Source organism: Micromonospora sp. LOL_014, from assembly GCF_048060245.1.
In the GTDB taxonomy this organism is placed as follows: Bacteria; Actinomycetota; Actinomycetes; order Mycobacteriales; family Micromonosporaceae; genus Micromonospora_E.
Genome location: NZ_JBHMIP010000038.1, coordinates 24337 through 40718, shown reverse-complemented (window position 1 = coordinate 40718; position 16382 = coordinate 24337). Strand labels below are relative to the sequence as shown.

The 16382-nt window shown below is 73.5% G+C and carries 18 protein-coding genes; all 18 read left to right on the top strand.

The annotated features are described in order from the left end of the window. Positions 1-45: 45 nt before the first annotated feature. The 18 genes from ribD to ACFHW1_RS25765 all read left to right on the top strand — a co-directional run bounded on the left by ribD (position 46) and on the right by ACFHW1_RS25765 (position 16377). Positions 46-1107 (top strand): bifunctional diaminohydroxyphosphoribosylaminopyrimidine deaminase/5-amino-6-(5-phosphoribosylamino)uracil reductase RibD, encoded by a 1062-nt coding sequence (gene ribD, locus ACFHW1_RS25850; RefSeq protein WP_416557074.1) that lies wholly within the window; start codon positions 46-48, stop codon positions 1105-1107. Positions 1108-1111: 4 nt separating this feature from the next. Beyond that, entirely contained in the window at positions 1112-1783 is a 672-nt protein-coding gene (locus ACFHW1_RS25845; RefSeq protein ID WP_416589976.1) for a riboflavin synthase, read from the top strand. Then, positions 1780-3078, top strand: a complete 1299-nt coding sequence (locus ACFHW1_RS25840) for a bifunctional 3,4-dihydroxy-2-butanone-4-phosphate synthase/GTP cyclohydrolase II (RefSeq protein WP_416557072.1) — start codon at positions 1780-1782, stop codon at positions 3076-3078. The genes ACFHW1_RS25845 and ACFHW1_RS25840 overlap by 4 nt, the downstream gene beginning before the upstream one ends. Continuing rightward, on the top strand, positions 3078-3563 hold the full coding sequence (gene ribH / locus ACFHW1_RS25835) for a 6,7-dimethyl-8-ribityllumazine synthase (protein ID WP_416557071.1): 486 nt from the start codon (positions 3078-3080) through the stop codon (positions 3561-3563). Before ACFHW1_RS25840 ends, ribH begins: the two co-directional genes overlap by 1 nt. A gap of 73 nt (positions 3564-3636) precedes the next feature. After that, a complete protein-coding gene (locus ACFHW1_RS25830) occupies positions 3637-4221 on the top strand; it encodes a SigE family RNA polymerase sigma factor (RefSeq protein WP_416557070.1) in 585 nt (194 codons plus the stop codon). Beyond that, a complete protein-coding gene (locus tag ACFHW1_RS25825; RefSeq protein WP_416557069.1) occupies positions 4221-5345 on the top strand; it encodes a Gmad2 immunoglobulin-like domain-containing protein in 1125 nt (374 codons plus the stop codon). Before ACFHW1_RS25830 ends, ACFHW1_RS25825 begins: the two co-directional genes overlap by 1 nt. Before the next feature lie 117 nt (positions 5346-5462). Then, positions 5463-5726 carry a phosphoribosyl-ATP diphosphatase gene (locus tag ACFHW1_RS25820; protein WP_123604575.1) on the top strand — a complete coding sequence of 88 codons (264 nt, stop codon included), beginning with the start codon at positions 5463-5465 and terminating at the stop codon, positions 5724-5726. 67 nt (positions 5727-5793) lie between these two features. Further along, the gene (gene hisG / locus ACFHW1_RS25815; RefSeq protein WP_416557068.1) at positions 5794-6642 is read left to right on the top strand and encodes an ATP phosphoribosyltransferase; all 849 of its coding nucleotides are present in this window, start codon (positions 5794-5796) and stop codon (positions 6640-6642) included. A 62-nt stretch (positions 6643-6704) separates the two neighbouring features. Beyond that, positions 6705-7166 (top strand): DMT family transporter, encoded by a 462-nt coding sequence (locus tag ACFHW1_RS25810; RefSeq protein ID WP_416616311.1) that lies wholly within the window; start codon positions 6705-6707, stop codon positions 7164-7166. Then, the gene (locus ACFHW1_RS25805; RefSeq protein ID WP_416616309.1) at positions 7166-7507 is read left to right on the top strand and encodes a hypothetical protein; all 342 of its coding nucleotides are present in this window, start codon (positions 7166-7168) and stop codon (positions 7505-7507) included. The genes ACFHW1_RS25810 and ACFHW1_RS25805 overlap by 1 nt, the downstream gene beginning before the upstream one ends. Continuing rightward, positions 7449-8909, top strand: coding sequence for a benzaldehyde dehydrogenase (locus tag ACFHW1_RS25800; protein WP_416616307.1), 1461 nt, complete (start codon positions 7449-7451; stop codon positions 8907-8909). Before ACFHW1_RS25805 ends, ACFHW1_RS25800 begins: the two co-directional genes overlap by 59 nt. A gap of 111 nt (positions 8910-9020) precedes the next feature. After that, positions 9021-12221, top strand: a complete 3201-nt coding sequence (locus ACFHW1_RS25795; protein WP_416616305.1) for an Ig-like domain-containing protein — start codon at positions 9021-9023, stop codon at positions 12219-12221. Positions 12222-12275: 54 nt separating this feature from the next. Further along, positions 12276-13328, top strand: a complete 1053-nt coding sequence (locus ACFHW1_RS25790) for a DMT family transporter (protein WP_416567753.1) — start codon at positions 12276-12278, stop codon at positions 13326-13328. A 38-nt stretch (positions 13329-13366) separates the two neighbouring features. After that, the gene (locus ACFHW1_RS25785) at positions 13367-13780 is read left to right on the top strand and encodes a PH domain-containing protein (protein WP_416590087.1); all 414 of its coding nucleotides are present in this window, start codon (positions 13367-13369) and stop codon (positions 13778-13780) included. A gap of 400 nt (positions 13781-14180) precedes the next feature. Further along, positions 14181-14801 (top strand): translation initiation factor IF-3, encoded by a 621-nt coding sequence (gene infC, locus ACFHW1_RS25780; protein WP_123601270.1) that lies wholly within the window; start codon positions 14181-14183, stop codon positions 14799-14801. Between the two features lie 19 nt (positions 14802-14820). Continuing rightward, positions 14821-15015, top strand: a complete 195-nt coding sequence (gene rpmI, locus ACFHW1_RS25775; protein ID WP_416557062.1) for a 50S ribosomal protein L35 — start codon at positions 14821-14823, stop codon at positions 15013-15015. A 31-nt stretch (positions 15016-15046) separates the two neighbouring features. Beyond that, positions 15047-15439 carry a 50S ribosomal protein L20 gene (rplT, locus tag ACFHW1_RS25770; RefSeq protein ID WP_123601272.1) on the top strand — a complete coding sequence of 131 codons (393 nt, stop codon included), beginning with the start codon at positions 15047-15049 and terminating at the stop codon, positions 15437-15439. Positions 15440-15486: 47 nt separating this feature from the next. Continuing rightward, positions 15487-16377: a TrmH family RNA methyltransferase gene (locus tag ACFHW1_RS25765; RefSeq protein ID WP_416557061.1), complete on the top strand. Its 891-nt coding sequence runs from the start codon at positions 15487-15489 to the stop codon at positions 16375-16377. Positions 16378-16382 lie beyond the last annotated feature (5 nt).

Genomic DNA, 16382 nt, shown 5'->3' with positions numbered 1-16382 from the left:
CCCGCCCGCCGCGCACCCCGGCAGGCGAGGAGAAGAGAAACGGCCATGGCGATCCTCTCCGAAGACGAGGCGATGCGGCGCGCCATCAACCTCGCGGTCCGTGGCCTCGGCTCGGTCAGCCCCAACCCCATCGTCGGCTGCGTCCTGCTCGACACCGCCGGCCACGTCGTCGGCGAAGGTTTCCACGCCTACGCCGGCGGACCGCACGCCGAGATCGCCGCCCTCGCCCAGGCCGGCGACCGGGCCCGCGGCGGCACCGCCGTCGTCACCCTCGAACCGTGCGACCACGTCGGGCGCACCGGACCCTGCTCCACCGCCCTGGTCGACGCCGGGCTCGCCCGCGTCGTGCTTGCTGTTCCCGACCCCAATCCGATCGCCGCCGGTGGCACCGAGACACTGCGCGCCGCCGGTATCGACGTCGAGGTCGGGCTGCGCGCCGAGGAGGCCGAGAACGCCAACATCGCCTGGTTGACCGCCGTCCGCCGGCGCCGCCCCTACATCACCTGGAAGTACGCCGCCACCCTCGACGGCCGCTCCGCCGCCGACGACGGCACCAGCATGTGGATCACCTCGGAGGCGGCGCGCGCCGACGTCCACACGCTGCGCGGCACCGCCGACGCGATCATCGCCGGCGTCGGCACCGTTCTCGCCGACGACCCTCGGCTCACCGTCCGGACCCCGAGCGCCGGCGGACCCGCCGTCCGGCAGCCGCTGCGGGTGATCGTGGACAGCTCCGGGCGTACCCCGGCCGACGCCCGGGTCCGCGACGCCGCCGCCGGCACCTGGATCGCCACCACCGCGGACGTCGGCGCCGACCACCGTGGCCGGGTCGACCTCACCGCCCTGCTGACCGCCCTCTACGACCGGGGCATCCGCTCCGCGCTGCTCGAAGGCGGCCCGGTGCTCGCCGGGGCGTTCCTACGGGCCGGCCTGGTCGACCGGGTGGTCGGCTACCTCGCCCCGAGACTGCTCGGCGCCGGCCCCGCCGCGCTCGGCGACGCCGGAGTGCACACCATCACCGACGCCATCGACCTGACCATCGTCGACGTCACCCAGGTCGGCCCCGACCTGCGGATCACCGCCGTACCCCGGCAGAAAGAGGGCTGAGTCGATGTTCACCGGCATCATCGAGGAGCTGGGCGAGGCCGGCCCGCTCGACTGGCACGGCGCCAGCGGCGTGCTCACCGTCCACGGCCCACTGGTCGCCGCCGACGCCCGGCACGGCGACTCCATCGCGGTCAACGGAGTCTGCCTCACCGTCGTCTCCGTCGACGGACAACGGTTCGCCGTCGACGTGATGAAGGAGACCTTCGACCGCAGCTCACTGGGGACGCTGCGGCCCGGCGACCCGGTCAACCTGGAACGCGCCGCCACCCTCGCCACCCGCCTCGGCGGGCACCTGGTGCAGGGCCATGTCGACGGGGTCGCCACCGTCGTCGGACGCACCCCCGGCGACCGCTGGGAGCAGGTCCGGTTCAGCCTGCCCGCCGGCCTGCGCCGGTACGTCGTGGAAAAAGGTTCGATCGCGGTCGACGGCGTCTCGTTGACCGTCATGGAGATGTCCGACGGCGACGCCGCGGCCGCGACCGCGACCGGCGGGTCGGGCGGGCCCGGCGTGGCCGGCTGGTTCGGCGTCGGACTGATCCCCACCACCCTGCAACTCACCACCCTCGGCCGCAAACCGGTCGGGGCCCTGGTCAACCTGGAGGTCGACGTGATCGCGAAGTACGTGGCGAAGCAACTGGACGGGGCACGGTCCGTCGGCGGGGGGGTCCGCCCGTGACCGCCGCCGGGTTCGGCACCGTCGAACAGGCCCTCGACGACCTGGCCGCCGGCCGGGCCGTGGTGGTCGTCGACGACGCCGACCGAGAGAACGAAGGCGACCTGATCTTCGCCGCCGAACACGCCACCGCCGAGCTCGTCGCCTTCATGGTGCGCCACACCTCCGGCTACATCTGCGCGCCGCTGCCCGAAGCCGAATGCGACCGGCTCGACCTGCCGCCGATGTACCACACGAACCAGGACCGGCGGGGCACCGCGTACACCGTCACCGTCGACGCCCGCGAAGGCGTCAGCACCGGCATCTCCGCCGCCGACCGGGCACACACCCTGCGGCTGCTCGCTGACCCCGACGCGGGCCCGGCCGACCTGTCCCGGCCCGGCCACATCGTGCCGCTGCGGGCCCGGGCCGGCGGCGTCGTGCACCGGCCGGGACACACCGAGGCCGCCGTCGACCTGGCCCGCCTCGCCGGGTTGCACCCCGCCGGGGTGCTCTGCGAACTGGTCAACGACGACGGCACCATGATGCGTCTGCCCGACCTGGAGAAGTTCTCCGCCGACCACGGGCTCACCCTGATCACCATCGCCGACCTGATCGCCCACCGGCGGCGGACCGAGTCCCACGTCGAGCGGGTCGCGCAGGTCCGGCTGCCGATGCCGTACGGGGTGTTCCGCGCCGTCGGGTACCGGGTCGCCCATGACCCGGCCGAACACATCGCCCTGGTCCACGGTGACCTCGACGACGGCCGTGACGTGCTGGTCCGGGTGCACTCCGAGTGCCTCACCGGGGAGGTGTTCGGCTCGCTGCGCTGCGACTGCGGCCCGCAGCTGGACGCCGCCCTGGCCCGGGTCGCCGCCGAGGGCCGCGGCGTGGTGCTCTACCTGCGCGGCCACGAGGGCCGCGGCATCGGCCTGGCCCACAAGCTGCGCGCCTACCAGCTGCAGGACCAGGGACGAGACACCGTCGACGCCAACCTGGAGCTCGGCCTGCCCGCCGACGCCCGCGACTACGGCACCGGCGCGCAGATCCTGCACGACCTCGGGGTCCGGTCGATCCGGCTGCTCACCAACAACCCGGACAAGGTGTCCGGGCTGACCGGGTACGGCCTGAACGTCGTCGATCGGGAACCGTTGACCGTCCACCCGCATCCGGAGAACGTGCGCTACCTGCGTACCAAACGGGACCGGATGGGCCACCTGCTCGACGGTCTCGACCAGCCGGCCGGCGCAGCACCGGCCGACCTCGACGGCGCGACCGACCTCGACCCGGTCGGCGAATTATCCGGAGGGCGGGCCTGATGGCCGGATTCGGCGAACCCGGGGTCTCCAGCGTCGACGCCGCCGGGCTCACCGTCGGCGTCGTCGCCGCCCGCTGGCACACCGACCTGGTCGACGCGATGCTCACCCGGGCGCTCGACGCCGCCGACGCCTGTGGTGTCGCCGATGTGCAGGTGGTCCGGGTCGCCGGCTCCGTCGAACTGCCCGTCGTCGCCCAGGCCCTGGCCCGGCGCTGTGACGCGGTGGTCGCCCTCGGCGTGGTGGTACGCGGCGCCACCGCCCACTTCGACTACGTGTGCCGGTCGGTCACCGACGGCCTGACCCGGGTGTCACTCGACGAGTCCACCCCGGTCGGGCACGGCGTGCTCACCGTCGAGACCATCGACCAGGCCCGCGACCGGGCCGGGCTGCCCGACTCGGCCGAGGACAAGGGCTGGTCGTCGATGGTCGCCGTACTCGACGCCGCCCTGGCCCTGCGGGCCGTTCACGCCGTACCGGTGGGCTGAACCTGACCCTCGCCAACAGCAGTACCCCGACCCGTCACGTTCCCGCCGCTCACGCGGTAAACCAGATGCGCTGGTGACACGTCGTAGTGGCGTGACGCCCGAACTGGTCACCGACCTGGGCTCGGGGAGGACGATGCCACGACAGCGGGCACAGACGACGACGTGGGCGGCGGACGAGGCGGTCACCCGCCTGTTCGCCGCGCACTACCGCCCGCTGGTGCGCCTCGCCACCCTGCTGCTGCGGGAACCGGGCATGGCCGAAGAGATCGTGCAGGACGCCTACGTGGCCCTGCACAGCCGCTGGTGGCGGCTCCGCGACGCCGACAAGGCGCTCGGCTACCTGCGGGTCACCGTGGTCAACCGGTGCCGGTCGGCGATCCGCCACCGACGGGTCGTGCAGGCCCACCTGGCCGCCGCCCGGCCCGACCCCGACGCACCCAGCGCCGAAGCCGGCGCCCTCGACCAACTCCGCCACGCCGACGTGATCAGCGCGCTGCGCGCCCTACCGCCCCGCCAGCGGGAGGCGATCGTGCTGCGCTACTACGCCGACCTGTCCGAGGCGCAGATCGCCGACGCGATGGGGGTCAGCCGGGGCGCGGTGAAGAGCCACACCGCACGCGGCATCGCCGCGCTGCGTACCAGCCTGGACGGCATGTGATGGACACCGACCACGACAACCAGCCCGGCGACGCCCGCACCGCCGACCTGCTGCGCCGGGCGCTGCACACCGAAGCCGACCGGACCGACGTACGGCACGACGGGCTGACCTCGATCCGCAGGGAGATCGACGCCCGTCGGCGGCGCCGGGTGCCGGCCGTGCTGCTCGGTGCCGCCGCCGCGACCGTCGCCGCCAGCCTGGTCGGCGTGGTCGGCTGCCTGCCGCCGGCCCCGCAGCCCGGCCCGCCGTCCGGGGCGGCCAGCGCCGGCCCAGCCCCGCCCGGCGCGGCATCGACCAGCCAGCCGACGGACCGGCCGGCCGACCGCGACGGCCCGGTCGCCGGCCCGGCGACCGGTGGTCCGCCGACCGCCGGTGCCGCCGGACAGCAGGCCGGTACCCCGGTGGCGACCCTGCCGGTCTACTACGTCGACGCGGCCGACAGCGGCGGGTCGCGGCTCTACCGCGAGTTCCACCGTTTTCAGCTGACCGACACCGGCGTCGTCGCCGAACTGCGGGCCGCGCTCGGCGAGATGCTCACCGCGGCCCGGCTCGCCGACCCCGACTACCGCACCCTGTGGCCGGCCGGGGCCAGCGTGGCCACCGTGTGGACCCAGTACGACATCGTCGGAGTCAACATCACCGGAGCCGGGGTCGCCAACCTCGACGCCGCCGGGGCCGCCGCCGCGGTGCAGCAGCTCGCCTGGACTGTCGCCGGCGTCACCGGCGGCGACCCGAGGATCCGGCTGCTGCTCGACGGCGAGCCGGTGGACCGGCTGTGGGGTCACATCGACACCGGTGACGAGATCACCAAGGGGGCCGCGCTGGACACCCTGGCCATGCTCTGGCTGATCGACCCGCAGCACGGCGACACCGTCGGGTCGACCTTCACGGTGCACCTCGCCGGCAGCGTCCACGAGGCCACCGCCCAGCTGCGGATCCGCCAGGGCGGACAGGTCGTGCACCGGCAGTACGTCACGCTCGACGCGGGCGCACCCGGCCGGGGTGAGGCGTTCGTCGAGCTGAGCCTGCCGCCCGGTGACTACATCATCGAGGCGTACGAGGAGTCGATGGTCGCCGACGAGGCCCCCCGGCACCTCGTCGACGCCGCAATCACCGTACGGTGACCGATCGCCCGGCGGACGGACGGCGACCCGCACCGACCGCCGTACGGTGATCAGCAGGTGGACCGGTGCGGACCCGGTGCCGACCCGCCCGGTGCCGGGCTGCCACAATCGGGCACCGTGAAGACGTTCGAGGAGCTGTTCGCCGAGCTGCAGGCCAAGGCGGCGGCCGGGACCCCGGGCTCGTCGACGGTGGCCGCGCTGGAGCGCGGCGTGCACGCCATCGGCAAGAAGGTCGTCGAGGAGGCGGCCGAGGCGTGGATGGCCGCCGAGCACGAGACCCCCGACCGGGCCGCCGAGGAGATCTCCCAGCTGCTCTACCAGGCGCAGGTGCTGATGCTGGCCACCGGCCTGGAGCTCAAGGACGTCTACCGACATCTCTGACCCGCCCTTGCGACCGTGAACCGCACCCTCGTGTGACCCTCACACCCTCGACAGGAGCGAGACCGAGATGCTGCGCATCGCCGTACCGAACAAAGGCACCCTCTCCGGACCGGCCGCCGACATGCTGCGCGAGGCCGGCTACCGCCAACGCACCGACCCCAAGGACCTGGTCTGCCGCGACGAGGCCAACGACGTCGAGTTCTTCTACCTGCGGCCCCGCGACATCGCCACCTACGTCGGCAGCGGTGAGCTGGAGCTCGGCATCACCGGCCGGGACCTGCTGATCGACTCCGGCAGCCCGGCCGAGGAGCTGCTCGACCTCGATTTCGCCGGGGCGACGTTCCGGTTCGCCGCCCGCCCGGAGACCCTGACCCGGGTGCCGGAGCAGATTGCCGGGCGACGCATCGCCACCGCGTACCCCGGGGTGGTCGAGAGCTACCTCGGCGAACACGGGCTGAAGGCCGAGGTGGTCCGGCTCGACGGAGCGGTGGAGAACGCCATCCGGCTCGGCGTCGCCGACGTCATCGCCGACGTGGTGGAGACCGGTGCCACGCTGCGCCAGGCCGGCCTGGTCACCGTCGGTGAGCCGATCCTGCGCTCTTCGGCGGTGCTGGTGCACCCGGCCGGCACCGCCACCACCGGGCAGGCCGACCAGCTGATCCGTCGGCTGCAGGGAGTCCTGGTCGCCCACCGGTACGTGATGCTCGCCTACGACGTGCGCGCCGACCTGCTGGAGCAGGCGACCGCGCTGACCCCGGGCATCGAGTCGCCGACCATCTCGCCGCTGCACCGCGAAGGCTGGGTGGCGGTGCAGGCCATGGTCCGCCGCGCCGAGGTGCACCGGATCATGGACGAGCTGTACGAGGTCGGTGCCCGCGCCATCCTGGTCACCTCGATCCACGCCTGCCGCCTCTGACCACCACCACTCGACAGGTCCTGCCGCCCTGGCCGGCGCTGGTCGTCGCCGGGGTCGGTGGGGTGGCGTCCGCGTCGCAGAGCGCGGTCAACGCCGAACTCGGCACCCGGATGGGCAGCGCACCGGTCGGCGCGATCATCAATAACATCGTCGGCTCGTCGATGATCGCCCTCGGGCTGGCTCCGGCGGGCCAGCTCGCGGTCAGCGGTCCCCGGGTCGCCGGGGCGGTGCTCGGTGTCGTCGCGGTCGCGGTCGCCCAGCTCGGCCGCCCGGTCGGACAGCTGGCGGTCGGGCTGGTCGCCGTCGCGGTCGTCGCCGGACTCGCGGTCGCGGTGCAGTCGGCGCTCAACGGGCGGGTCGCCGCGGCCAGCTCCACCACCGCCGCCACGGTGGTCAACTTCGCTGTCGCCACCCCGTTCGTGCTGGGACGGCGGCGCTGCTCGGCGCGGTCGGCGCCGCGACGCGCGGCGGCTGGCCGGGGGAGTGGTTCCTCTACCTGGGCGGCCTGTTCGGGGTGCTGGTGATGATCGGCCTGCTGGTCGGGGTCCGGTCGGTGGGCGTGCTGCGGACCGGGCTGGCCGTACTCGGCGGGCAGCTCGTCTGCGCGCTGCTGATCGACGTGCTCGTCCCGGGCGGGCCCTCGACGGTGCCGGCATGCTGGTCGGCGCGGCACCGATCCTGCTCGCCGTCGTCGTGTCCGGTCGCGGCTCAACTCCTCGTACGGGTGACGCCGGTTCCTGAGGTGGATTCGGTGCTGGTGCGGGAAGGTATGGAGGATTCGGATTCCGACCGGCTGGAGGTTCCTCATGGCACTACTCGACACGACGACGTGGCACGGCATGATCTTCAGCGACGGCTGGACTGAGGCGGCCGGCGGCACCAGGGTCGTCACCTCACCGGCCACCCGGCAGGATATCGGCCGGGTCGGTGTCGGCAACGCCGACGACGTGACGCGGGCCTGCGTCCGGGCCGCGCAGGCGCAGCGCGACTGGGCCGCCACCAGCTACCTGGAGCGGGCCGCCGTGCTGCGCCGGGCCGGTCAGCTGTTCGAGCAGTACGCCGACGACATCGGTGGCTGGTTGATCCGCGAGGCCGGGTCGGTGCCGCCGAAGGCCGAGGTGGAGACCACCACCGCCGCCCAGGAGTGCTACGAGGCGGCCACCCTGCCGTCGCACCCGACCGGTGAGATCCTGGCCAGCGGCCAGCCCCGGCTGAGTTTGGCGCGCCGGCTGCCGGTCGGAGTGGTCGGCGTCATCGCACCGTTCAACTTCCCGCTGATCCTGTCCATCCGGTCCATCGCGCCGGCCCTGGCGTTGGGCAACGCGGTGGTGTTCAAGCCCGATCCGCGTACGGCGGTCTGCGGCGGGGTGTCGATCGCCCGGATCTTCCAGGAGGCGGGCCTGCCCGACGGGCTGCTGCACGTGCTGCCCGGTGGGGCGGCCGTCGGCGAGGCGTTGATCGTCGACCCCCGGGTCCGGGTGGTCAGCTTCACCGGCTCCACTGCCGCCGGGCGCAAGGTGGGCGAGGCCGCCGCCCGCCATCTCAAGCGTGCCCACCTGGAGCTGGGCGGCAACTCGGCGTTGATCGTGCTCGACGACGCCGACCTGGATCTCGCCGCCTCGGCCGGCGCCTGGGGGTCGTTCCTGCACCAGGGGCAGATCTGCATGGCCACCGGCCGGCACCTGGTGCACGAGCGGATCGCCGACCGGTACGTCGAGCAGTTGGCGGCCAAGGCCGACCACCTGCCGGTCGGGGATCCGGCGGCGGCGCAGGTGGCGCTCGGCCCGATCATCGACGAGCATCAGCGGGACAAGATCCACTCGCTGGTCACGGCCAGCGTCGACGCCGGGGCCCGGTTGGCGGCCGGCGGTACCTACGACGAGCTGTTCTACCGGCCGACGGTGCTGGCCGACGCCAACCCGACCACCCCGGCGTTCGCTCAGGAGGTGTTCGGCCCGGTCGCGCCGGTGGCGACCTTCGCCGACCTGGACCAGGCGGTCGCGATGGCCGGCGACACCGAGTACGGCCTCTCGCTGGGCATCCTGAGCCGGGACGTGATGAAGGCGATGGAGCTGGCCGACCGGATCCCCAGCGGCATCGTGCACATCAACGACCAGACCGTCGACGACGAGGCGGTGGCGCCGTTCGGCGGCGTGGGCGCCTCCGGCACCGGCAGCCGGTTCGGTGGACCGGCCGCCAACATCGAGGCGTTCACCGAGACCCAGTGGCTCACCATGCAGGGCGGCATCAGCCGCTTCCCGTTCTGATCCCGGCTCGCGCGGGCCCGGGTTGACGCTACTGGGCGGGCGGTGCCACGATCAGGGCCGATGTTTACGTAAACATCGGCCCTGATCGTACGCCGAAGGAGGCCGTCCACCGTGCCAGGACTCAAGCCGGCCCGCCGACCCGGTGCCGCGCTGTGCGCCCTCGTCCTCGTCCTCGCCGCCAGTGTCGCGGCCGTCGGGGATCCCGCCACCGGAGTCGCCCGCGCCGGCACACCCGGTCCCGTCGCCGACGCCCCGGCCCCGGTGGTCACCGTCCGACCCGACCCGGCCTACCGGGGGCAGCAGTTCCAGGGCTGGGGCACCAGCCTGGTCTGGTTCGCCAACGCCACCGGCGGCTACCCCGACGAGATCCGTGACCGGCTCGCCGAACTGCTCTTCGGCGATGACGGGCTGAACCTCAACATCGCCCGGTACAACATCGGCGGCGGCAACGCCCCGGACGTGCCCGACTACCTGCGACCCGGCGGTGCCGTACCCGGCTGGTGGCAGGCCCCGGACGGCACCACCCGCGACGACCGCGACTGGTGGGACCCGGACGACCCGACGCACTGGAACTGGGCCGCCGACCCTGCGCAACGCTGGTGGGTCGACCGGATCAAAGCCGACGTCACCCACTGGGAGACGTTCAGCAACTCGCCACCGTGGTTCCAGACGATCAGCGGCTACGTCTCCGGCGGCTTCGACGCCACGGCCGACCAGATCCGCCCGGACACTGTTAACGACTTCGCCACCTATCTGGTGCGGGTCACCGAACACCTGGAGCGGTCCCACGGCATCGACGTCGCCACCATCGACCCGCTCAACGAACCGAACACGCCGTACTGGTCGACCCGGCTCGGCCCGGACGGCCAGCCGGTCGGTGGTCGCCAGGAGGGCGCCCACGCCGGTCCGACCAGCCAGCAGCAGGTGATCGAGGCGGTGGACGCCGCACTGCGGGCCGCCGGCAGCGACACCGTGATCTCGGCGATGGACGAGACCAACCCGAGCACCTTCCTGACCAACTGGCACGCCTACGGCACCGACGCACGCGACCGGATCGCGCAGCTCAACGTGCACACCTACGGCACCGGGCAGCGCACCGCCGTGCGCGACGTCGCCAAGGCCGAAGGTAAACCACTGTGGATGAGCGAGGTGGAGGGCTCGTACGGCAGCGGCGGGCAGGACTTCACCAGCATGCTGCCCGGTCTGGGCATCGCCCAGCACGTCGTCGACGATCTGCGGGAGCTGGAGCCGTCGGCCTGGGTGCTGTGGCAGCCGGTCGAGGACTACGACAACATGGCGCCCGGCGGCGAGTTTCCGCTCGGCTCCAACTGGGGCAGCATCCAGGTGCCGTTCGACTGCACCGCCGCCGACACGCTGCAGACCTGCCCGATCTACACCAACACCAAGTTCGACACGCTGCGCAACTTCACCCACCACATCCGCCCCGGTGACCGGCTGATGGCCGTCGACGACCCGAACAGCGTCGCCGCCATCGCCACCGGCAAACGGGCCACCGTGGTGCACGTCAACGCGAGCACCGACGCCCGTACCGTGGCACTGGACCTGTCGGCGTTCCGCGTCGTCGCGCCCGACGCTACCGTCACTCCGGTCGTCACCAGCGCCGCCGGGGCGCTGCGCCCCGGCACCCCGGTGGCCGTCACCGACCGCACCGCCCGCCTCGACGTGCCGGCCCGGTCGGTGACCACCTTCCTGATCGACGGCGTCTCCGGCGTGCTGCTCGACGAGACCCTGATCCGGGACAACCATGTCTACCGGATCGCCGGTGTGCCCAGCGGCCGGTCGCTCACCCCGGCCGGCGACGCGCCGGTCATCCGCACCGGCACGCCGCACGATCCCGCCCAACTGTGGCAGCTCACCCGGTTGACCGACGGCTTCGACAACCAGGCCCGGTACGCGGTCGGCACCGTCGACGGACAGCGCCGCCTCGCCGTCGTCGCCGCCGCCGCCGCGATCGTGCCGGCCGACGGCGAGCCCGCCCCGGCCGCCCAGTGGATGCTGTCCACCACCGGCGACGGGACGTACACCTTCGTCAACGTCGCCACCGGCCGGCTGCTCGACGTCAGCGGGCAGGCCACCCACGACGGGGCTGCGGTCTCCGTCTGGCTGCCGAACTCCGGCGCCAACCAGCGCTGGCGGATCCTCGACGAAAAGGTCGTCGGGCTGGAACCGGTCGACCTGTTCACCACGCCCGGCACCGCGCCGACGCTGCCGGCGACCGTCGTCGCGCTGCACCGCGACGGCCCCGGCGGCCCGCTCCCGGTGACCTGGCGCGACGTCGCCCCGGCGCGGTGGAAGCAGCCCGGTACCGTCCCCGTCACCGGTCGGGTCACCGACGCGCAGGGCCGCACCCACCTCGCCCGTGCCAGCGTCGTCGTCGACACGCTCACCGCCACCGAACCGGCCCGCGCGAAGGCGTTTGTCGGCGGCCGGCCGGACCTGCCGGCGACGGTCACCGCGCTGTCCAGCCAGGGCCTCGCCGTCGACCGCCCGGTGCGGTGGGACGCCGCGCCGCCCGGCGCGTTCGACCAGCCCGGGGTGGTCACCGTCACCGGCCGGGCCGACGCCGGCGACGGTGCGGAGCTGCCCGCTACGGTCCGGGTCCAGGTCACCCCGCCGGTCGAGGCGACGACCGCGGTCAGCGGCATCGACGCCACCTTCACCGAGCCGGGCTACTCGACCGTGGGTCTGACCAACGGCAACCGCACCGACAAGGCCTGGTCCAACTGGCGGCCGGGGGCCAAGAACCCCACCGACACGCTCACCGTGACCCTGCCCCGGGAACACTCCGTCGCCCGGGTGGCCGTGCACTTCTACCGCGACGGCTCGGACAGCTACGCCAGCAGTCTGCGGGCCCAGGTCCGCGACGCCCACGGTGACTGGGCCGACGCCGGCGGACCGGTGGACGTACCCACCGGCACCCCCACCGCGCCGGTGGTCGAGGTGCCGGTCACGGCCGTCACCGACGCGGTGCGGATCATCCTCACCGCGTACCCGGACCGGCACATCACCCTCAGTGAGATCGAGGTCGCCGTGGCGGTGCCGGGGACGTCCGCGCAGGCGGACGCCGCCGCGATCGCGCTCGACGGGGTACCGCTGGCCGGCTTCGATCCGGCGACGACGCGGTACGCCGTACCGGCCGGCCCGCAGCTGCCGCACGTCACCGCGACCGCCGTCGACCCGTACGCCGAGATCACGGTGACCCAGGCGGACGCGCAAGGCCGGGCCGCCACCGTGGAGGTCACCGGCGAGGACGGCACCCGGACCCGGACCTACCGGATCGACTTCACGTGACAACCCGAGCGGGCCGTCGCAGGCACCGTCGTGGCCGGCTGTCAGAGTGACCGGGTGACACCATCGGACCCCACGCCGGCCAGCAATCCGCCCCAGCGGACCCCGCGCCGCCTCGCCGGGGTGCTGCCGCCCTGGCTGGCGCTGGCCGTCGCCGGGCTCGGCGGGGTGGCGTCCGCGTCGCAGAGCGCGGTCAACGCTGAACTCGGTGCCCGGATGGGCAGCGCCGCCATCGGAGCGGTGGTCAACAACATCGGTGGATCGTTGCTGGTCGCCGTCGGGCTGCTGCTCCTGCCGTCGATGCGCGCCGGGTTGCGGACCCTGCGGGCCGCCCGGCTGCCCTGGTGGACCTACCTCGGCGGGGTCGGCGGGGCATTCTTCGTCACCGCCGCCGCCTACGCGGTGCCGGTGCTCGGGGTGGCGGTGCTGACCATCGCCCAGGTCGCCGGGAACAGCCTCGGCGGCCTGGCGGTGGATCGGGTCGGGCTGGCCCCGGCCGGCCGGCTCGCCGTCACCGGGCCCCGGCTGGTCGGGGCGCTGCTCGGCATCGGCGCGGTGGTGGTGGCCCAGGTCGGCCGGCCGGTCGGGCAGCTCGCGGTCGGGGTGATCGCGCTGGCGGTGGCCGGCGGGCTGGCGGTGTCGGTCCAGTCAGCGCTCAACGGGCGGGTCTCGGCGGCCAGCACCACCGCAATGGGCACGGTGGCGAACTTCGTGGTCAGCACGCCGTTGGTGCTGGTCGCGGCCGGCCTGCTCGGTGGCTACCGGGCGGCGGCCGGCCGGGCGTGGCCGGGCGAGTGGTACCTCTACCTCGGTGGGCTGTTCGGCGTCTGCATCGTGGTGGCGCTGTTGGTCGGGGTCCGGTCGGTCGGGGTGCTGCGGACCGGGCTCGGAGTGGTCGCCGGTCAGCTCGTCGGGGCGCTGCTGATCGACGTCCTGGTCCCCGGCGGTCCCGGCGTCAGCCCGGGTCTGATCGCGGGTGCCGCGCTGATCATCGTCGCGGTGCTGGTGTCCGGCCGGGGTGCCCGCCGCTCCCGGCCGGTCGGCCGCGACGGTGCGGTGGCAGACTTGACCGGGTGGCAGACGAGCCGACCTACCCGACCGCCGAGTTGACCGGCCCGCTGGTGGTGCGTGCCCGCCGGTTGCGGGTGATGTGCTGGTCGCTGGCCGCCGCGCTGCTGCTGGTCTTCACCGCGGTCAGTTTCGGCCTGCAGGGGTCCACCGGCGCGAACATGGGCAGCTTCCAGCGTGGCGACCAGGCCGCCATGATCGGTCTCGGCCTGGTGGGGGCGGCCGTGATCCTGCTGTTCACCCGGCCCCGGGTCGAAGCCGACGCCGACGGGGTACGGGTGCGCAACGTACTGCGCACCTACCAGCTGCCGTGGTCGCTGGTCACGGCGGTCCGCTTCGACCGGGACGCCGCCTGGGCCAGCCTGGAGTTGGCCGATGACGAGCTGGTGCCGGTGCTGGCGCTGCAGTCCGTCGACCGGGAGCACGCCGTCGAGGCGGTCCGGGCGTTGCGCCGGCTACACGCTGCGGGCCGCGCGGCGACCACCGCCGGCTGACGCTGCGGGCCGACCGCCGTTGGCCGGCACCGGTTGTTGACACCGGACCGGGCGTACGGCTACGACCGGAGCCTGATAGGCTTGTCGCGTCGACCACGCTGCCCTCGACCGGCGGCGCCGGCGCGAGCCGGCAGCCGGGCGGAGGTAGTCGCGAAAGCGGAGCGCCTGCTCCCACCTGTACCGCGGACCATCATCCAGCGGGCGGGTCCGGTCTCCCGTTGGCGGTCCGTCCGCCACCGAGCCGACGCCGTCGACGGCGTCACCGACCGGTCGAGCAGGCCCTGGCATGTGCCAGGGCCTTCTGCTTTCCCGGGGCGTCCCCAACCGGGGGCCGGCCCGGGGTGCGACGGCACCACGGAGATTACCGACTCGAGGAGGCCCCATCAGCGTCGAACCACGCGTGAACGAGCAGATCCGGGCACGTGAGGTCCGACTGGTCGGCCCTGAGGGTGAGCAGGTGGGCATCGTCCCGCTGGAGCGCGCCCTGCAGCTGGCCGCGGACGTCGACCTGGACCTGGTTGAGGTTGCGCCGATGGCGCGCCCGCCGGTGTGCAAACTCATGGACTTCGGCAAGTTCAAGTACGAGAGCGCACTCAAGGCGCGCGAAGCGCGGCGTAACCAGCAGCAGACCGTCATCAAGGAAATGAAGCTCCGGCCCAAGATCGACCCGCACGACTACGAGACCAAAAAGGGTCACGTGGTGCGGTTCCTCAAGGCCGGAGACAAGGTCAAGGTCACGATCATGTTCCGGGGCCGGGAACAGAGCCGGCCGGAGCTGGGCTACCGGCTGCTGCGCCGGCTCGAATCGGAGATCTCCGACCTGGGGTACGTCGAGGCCGCACCGAAGCAGGACGGCCGGAACATGATCATGGTGTTGGCCCCGCACCGGGCCACCAAGGCCGCTGCGGCCGCCGCGACGGCGGCCCGGGGCGGCGGAGCCTCCCGGGACCGGGAATCCGGTGCCGTTGAGGCACCACCACCGGCCGCCACGGCCGGACCCGCCGGGAACACCGGCGAGTGACAGGGGAGAGACGCGACACATGCCAAAGATGAAGAGCCACACCGGTATGGGCAAGCGGGTCAAGGTGACCGGCCGTGGCAAGATCCTGGCCGAGCAGGCGGGGAAGCGCCACCTGCTGGAGGGCAAGTCCTCCACTCGGACCCGCCGGCTCACCGGCACCGTCGAGGTGTCGCCGGCCGACGTCAAGCGCATCAAGAAGCTGCTCGGCCGCTGACGCGCGCCACTGACCCGAAGGAGTAGGTGAAATGGCACGCGTCAAGCGGTCCGTCAACGCCCAGAAGAAGCGCCGTACCCTGCTGGAGGATGCCAGCGGCTACCGGGGCCAGCGGTCCCGGCTGTACCGCAAGGCCAAGGAGCAGGTGCTGCACTCGATGCAGTACGCCTACCGGGACCGCCGCGACCGCAAGGGCGACTTCCGGCAGCTGTGGATCACCCGGATCAACGCGGCGGCCCGCGCCAACGGGATGACCTACAACCGCCTCATCCAGGGCCTCAAGCTGGCCGGCGTCGAGGTCGACCGCAAGGTCCTCGCGGACCTGGCGGTCAACGACGCCACCGCGTTCGCCGCCCTGGTGGAGGTGGCCCGCACGGCGGTCGCCGCCGAAGGCACCGGCGGCGCGGCGGCCCAGGCCGCCTGAACCGGCGCGACCCTGACCCGCATATGGCACGAATCGAGGCGTCCGGCATGACCGCACCACGGCCAGCCGGGCGCCTCGACCGTGTCCCGGCCACCACCACCGGCGGGGCCGACGACCGGCAGCCGACGTTCACCACTCGTACCCCCCGGATCGTGGCCGCCCGGCGGCTGCACCGGCGCCGCGACCGCGACGCGACGCGGCGTTTCCTCGCCGAAGGCCCGCAGGCCGTCCGGGAGGCGCTCGCCGTGCCCGGCCTGGTCCGCGAGATGTTCGCCACCGCCGCCGGTCGTACCCGGCACACCGACCTGGCCGTCGCGGCGGCCAGCGCCGGCATCGACGTCTCCACCGTCGACGACGCGGCGCTCACCGCGCTGGCCGAGACCGTCAACCCGCAGGGCGTCGTCGCCGTCTGCGACCACCTCGACGTCACCCTCGGCGGCGCGCTGCGCCGCCGGCCCGCGCTGGCCGCCGTGCTGGTCGAGATCCGCGACCCGGGCAATGCCGGCACCGTGCTGCGCACCGCCGCCGGCGCCGGCGCCGGCGCCGTCGTCTTCGCCGGCGCCGCCGTCGACCCGTACAACGGCAAGTGCGTGCGGGCCAGCGCCGGCAGCCTGTTCCACGTTGACGTGGTCCGCCACGGCGACCCGGCACACGTCGTCAGCGAGCTGCGCGCCGCCGGCCTGCGGGTGCTCGCCACCACCGGCCACGGCGACACCGACCTCGACGACCTCGCCGATTCGGGCGCGCTGGCCGCGCCGACCGCCTGGCTGTTCGGCACCGAGGCGCACGGCCTGCCGGCCGAGCTGGCCGACCGGGCCGACGCCCGGGTCCGGGTGCCGCTGTACGGCCGCGCCGAGAGCTTGAACCTGGCTGCCGCCGCAGCCGTCTGCCTGTACACTTCGGCCAGAGCACAGCGCGCAGGAAGGCCCACGCGATGAGCGTC

Excerpts from the sequence above, each read along its gene's own strand:
- ribD (WP_416557074.1), top strand. The coding sequence starts at position 46 with ATGGCGATCCTCTCCGAAGACGAGGCGATGCGGCGCGCCATCAACCTC.
- ACFHW1_RS25845 (WP_416589976.1), top strand. The coding sequence starts at position 1,112 with ATGTTCACCGGCATCATCGAGGAGCTGGGCGAGGCCGGCCCGCTCGAC.
- ribH (WP_416557071.1), top strand. The coding sequence starts at position 3,078 with ATGGCCGGATTCGGCGAACCCGGGGTCTCCAGCGTCGACGCCGCCGGG.
- ACFHW1_RS25825 (WP_416557069.1), top strand. The coding sequence starts at position 4,221 with ATGGACACCGACCACGACAACCAGCCCGGCGACGCCCGCACCGCCGAC.
- hisG (WP_416557068.1), top strand. The coding sequence starts at position 5,794 with ATGCTGCGCATCGCCGTACCGAACAAAGGCACCCTCTCCGGACCGGCC.
- ACFHW1_RS25805 (WP_416616309.1), top strand. The coding sequence starts at position 7,166 with ATGATCGGCCTGCTGGTCGGGGTCCGGTCGGTGGGCGTGCTGCGGACC.
- ACFHW1_RS25800 (WP_416616307.1), top strand. The coding sequence starts at position 7,449 with ATGGCACTACTCGACACGACGACGTGGCACGGCATGATCTTCAGCGAC.
- ACFHW1_RS25785 (WP_416590087.1), top strand. The coding sequence starts at position 13,367 with ATGTGCTGGTCGCTGGCCGCCGCGCTGCTGCTGGTCTTCACCGCGGTC.
- rpmI (WP_416557062.1), top strand. The coding sequence starts at position 14,821 with ATGCCAAAGATGAAGAGCCACACCGGTATGGGCAAGCGGGTCAAGGTG.
- rplT (WP_123601272.1), top strand. The coding sequence starts at position 15,047 with ATGGCACGCGTCAAGCGGTCCGTCAACGCCCAGAAGAAGCGCCGTACC.
- ACFHW1_RS25765 (WP_416557061.1), top strand. The coding sequence starts at position 15,487 with ATGACCGCACCACGGCCAGCCGGGCGCCTCGACCGTGTCCCGGCCACC.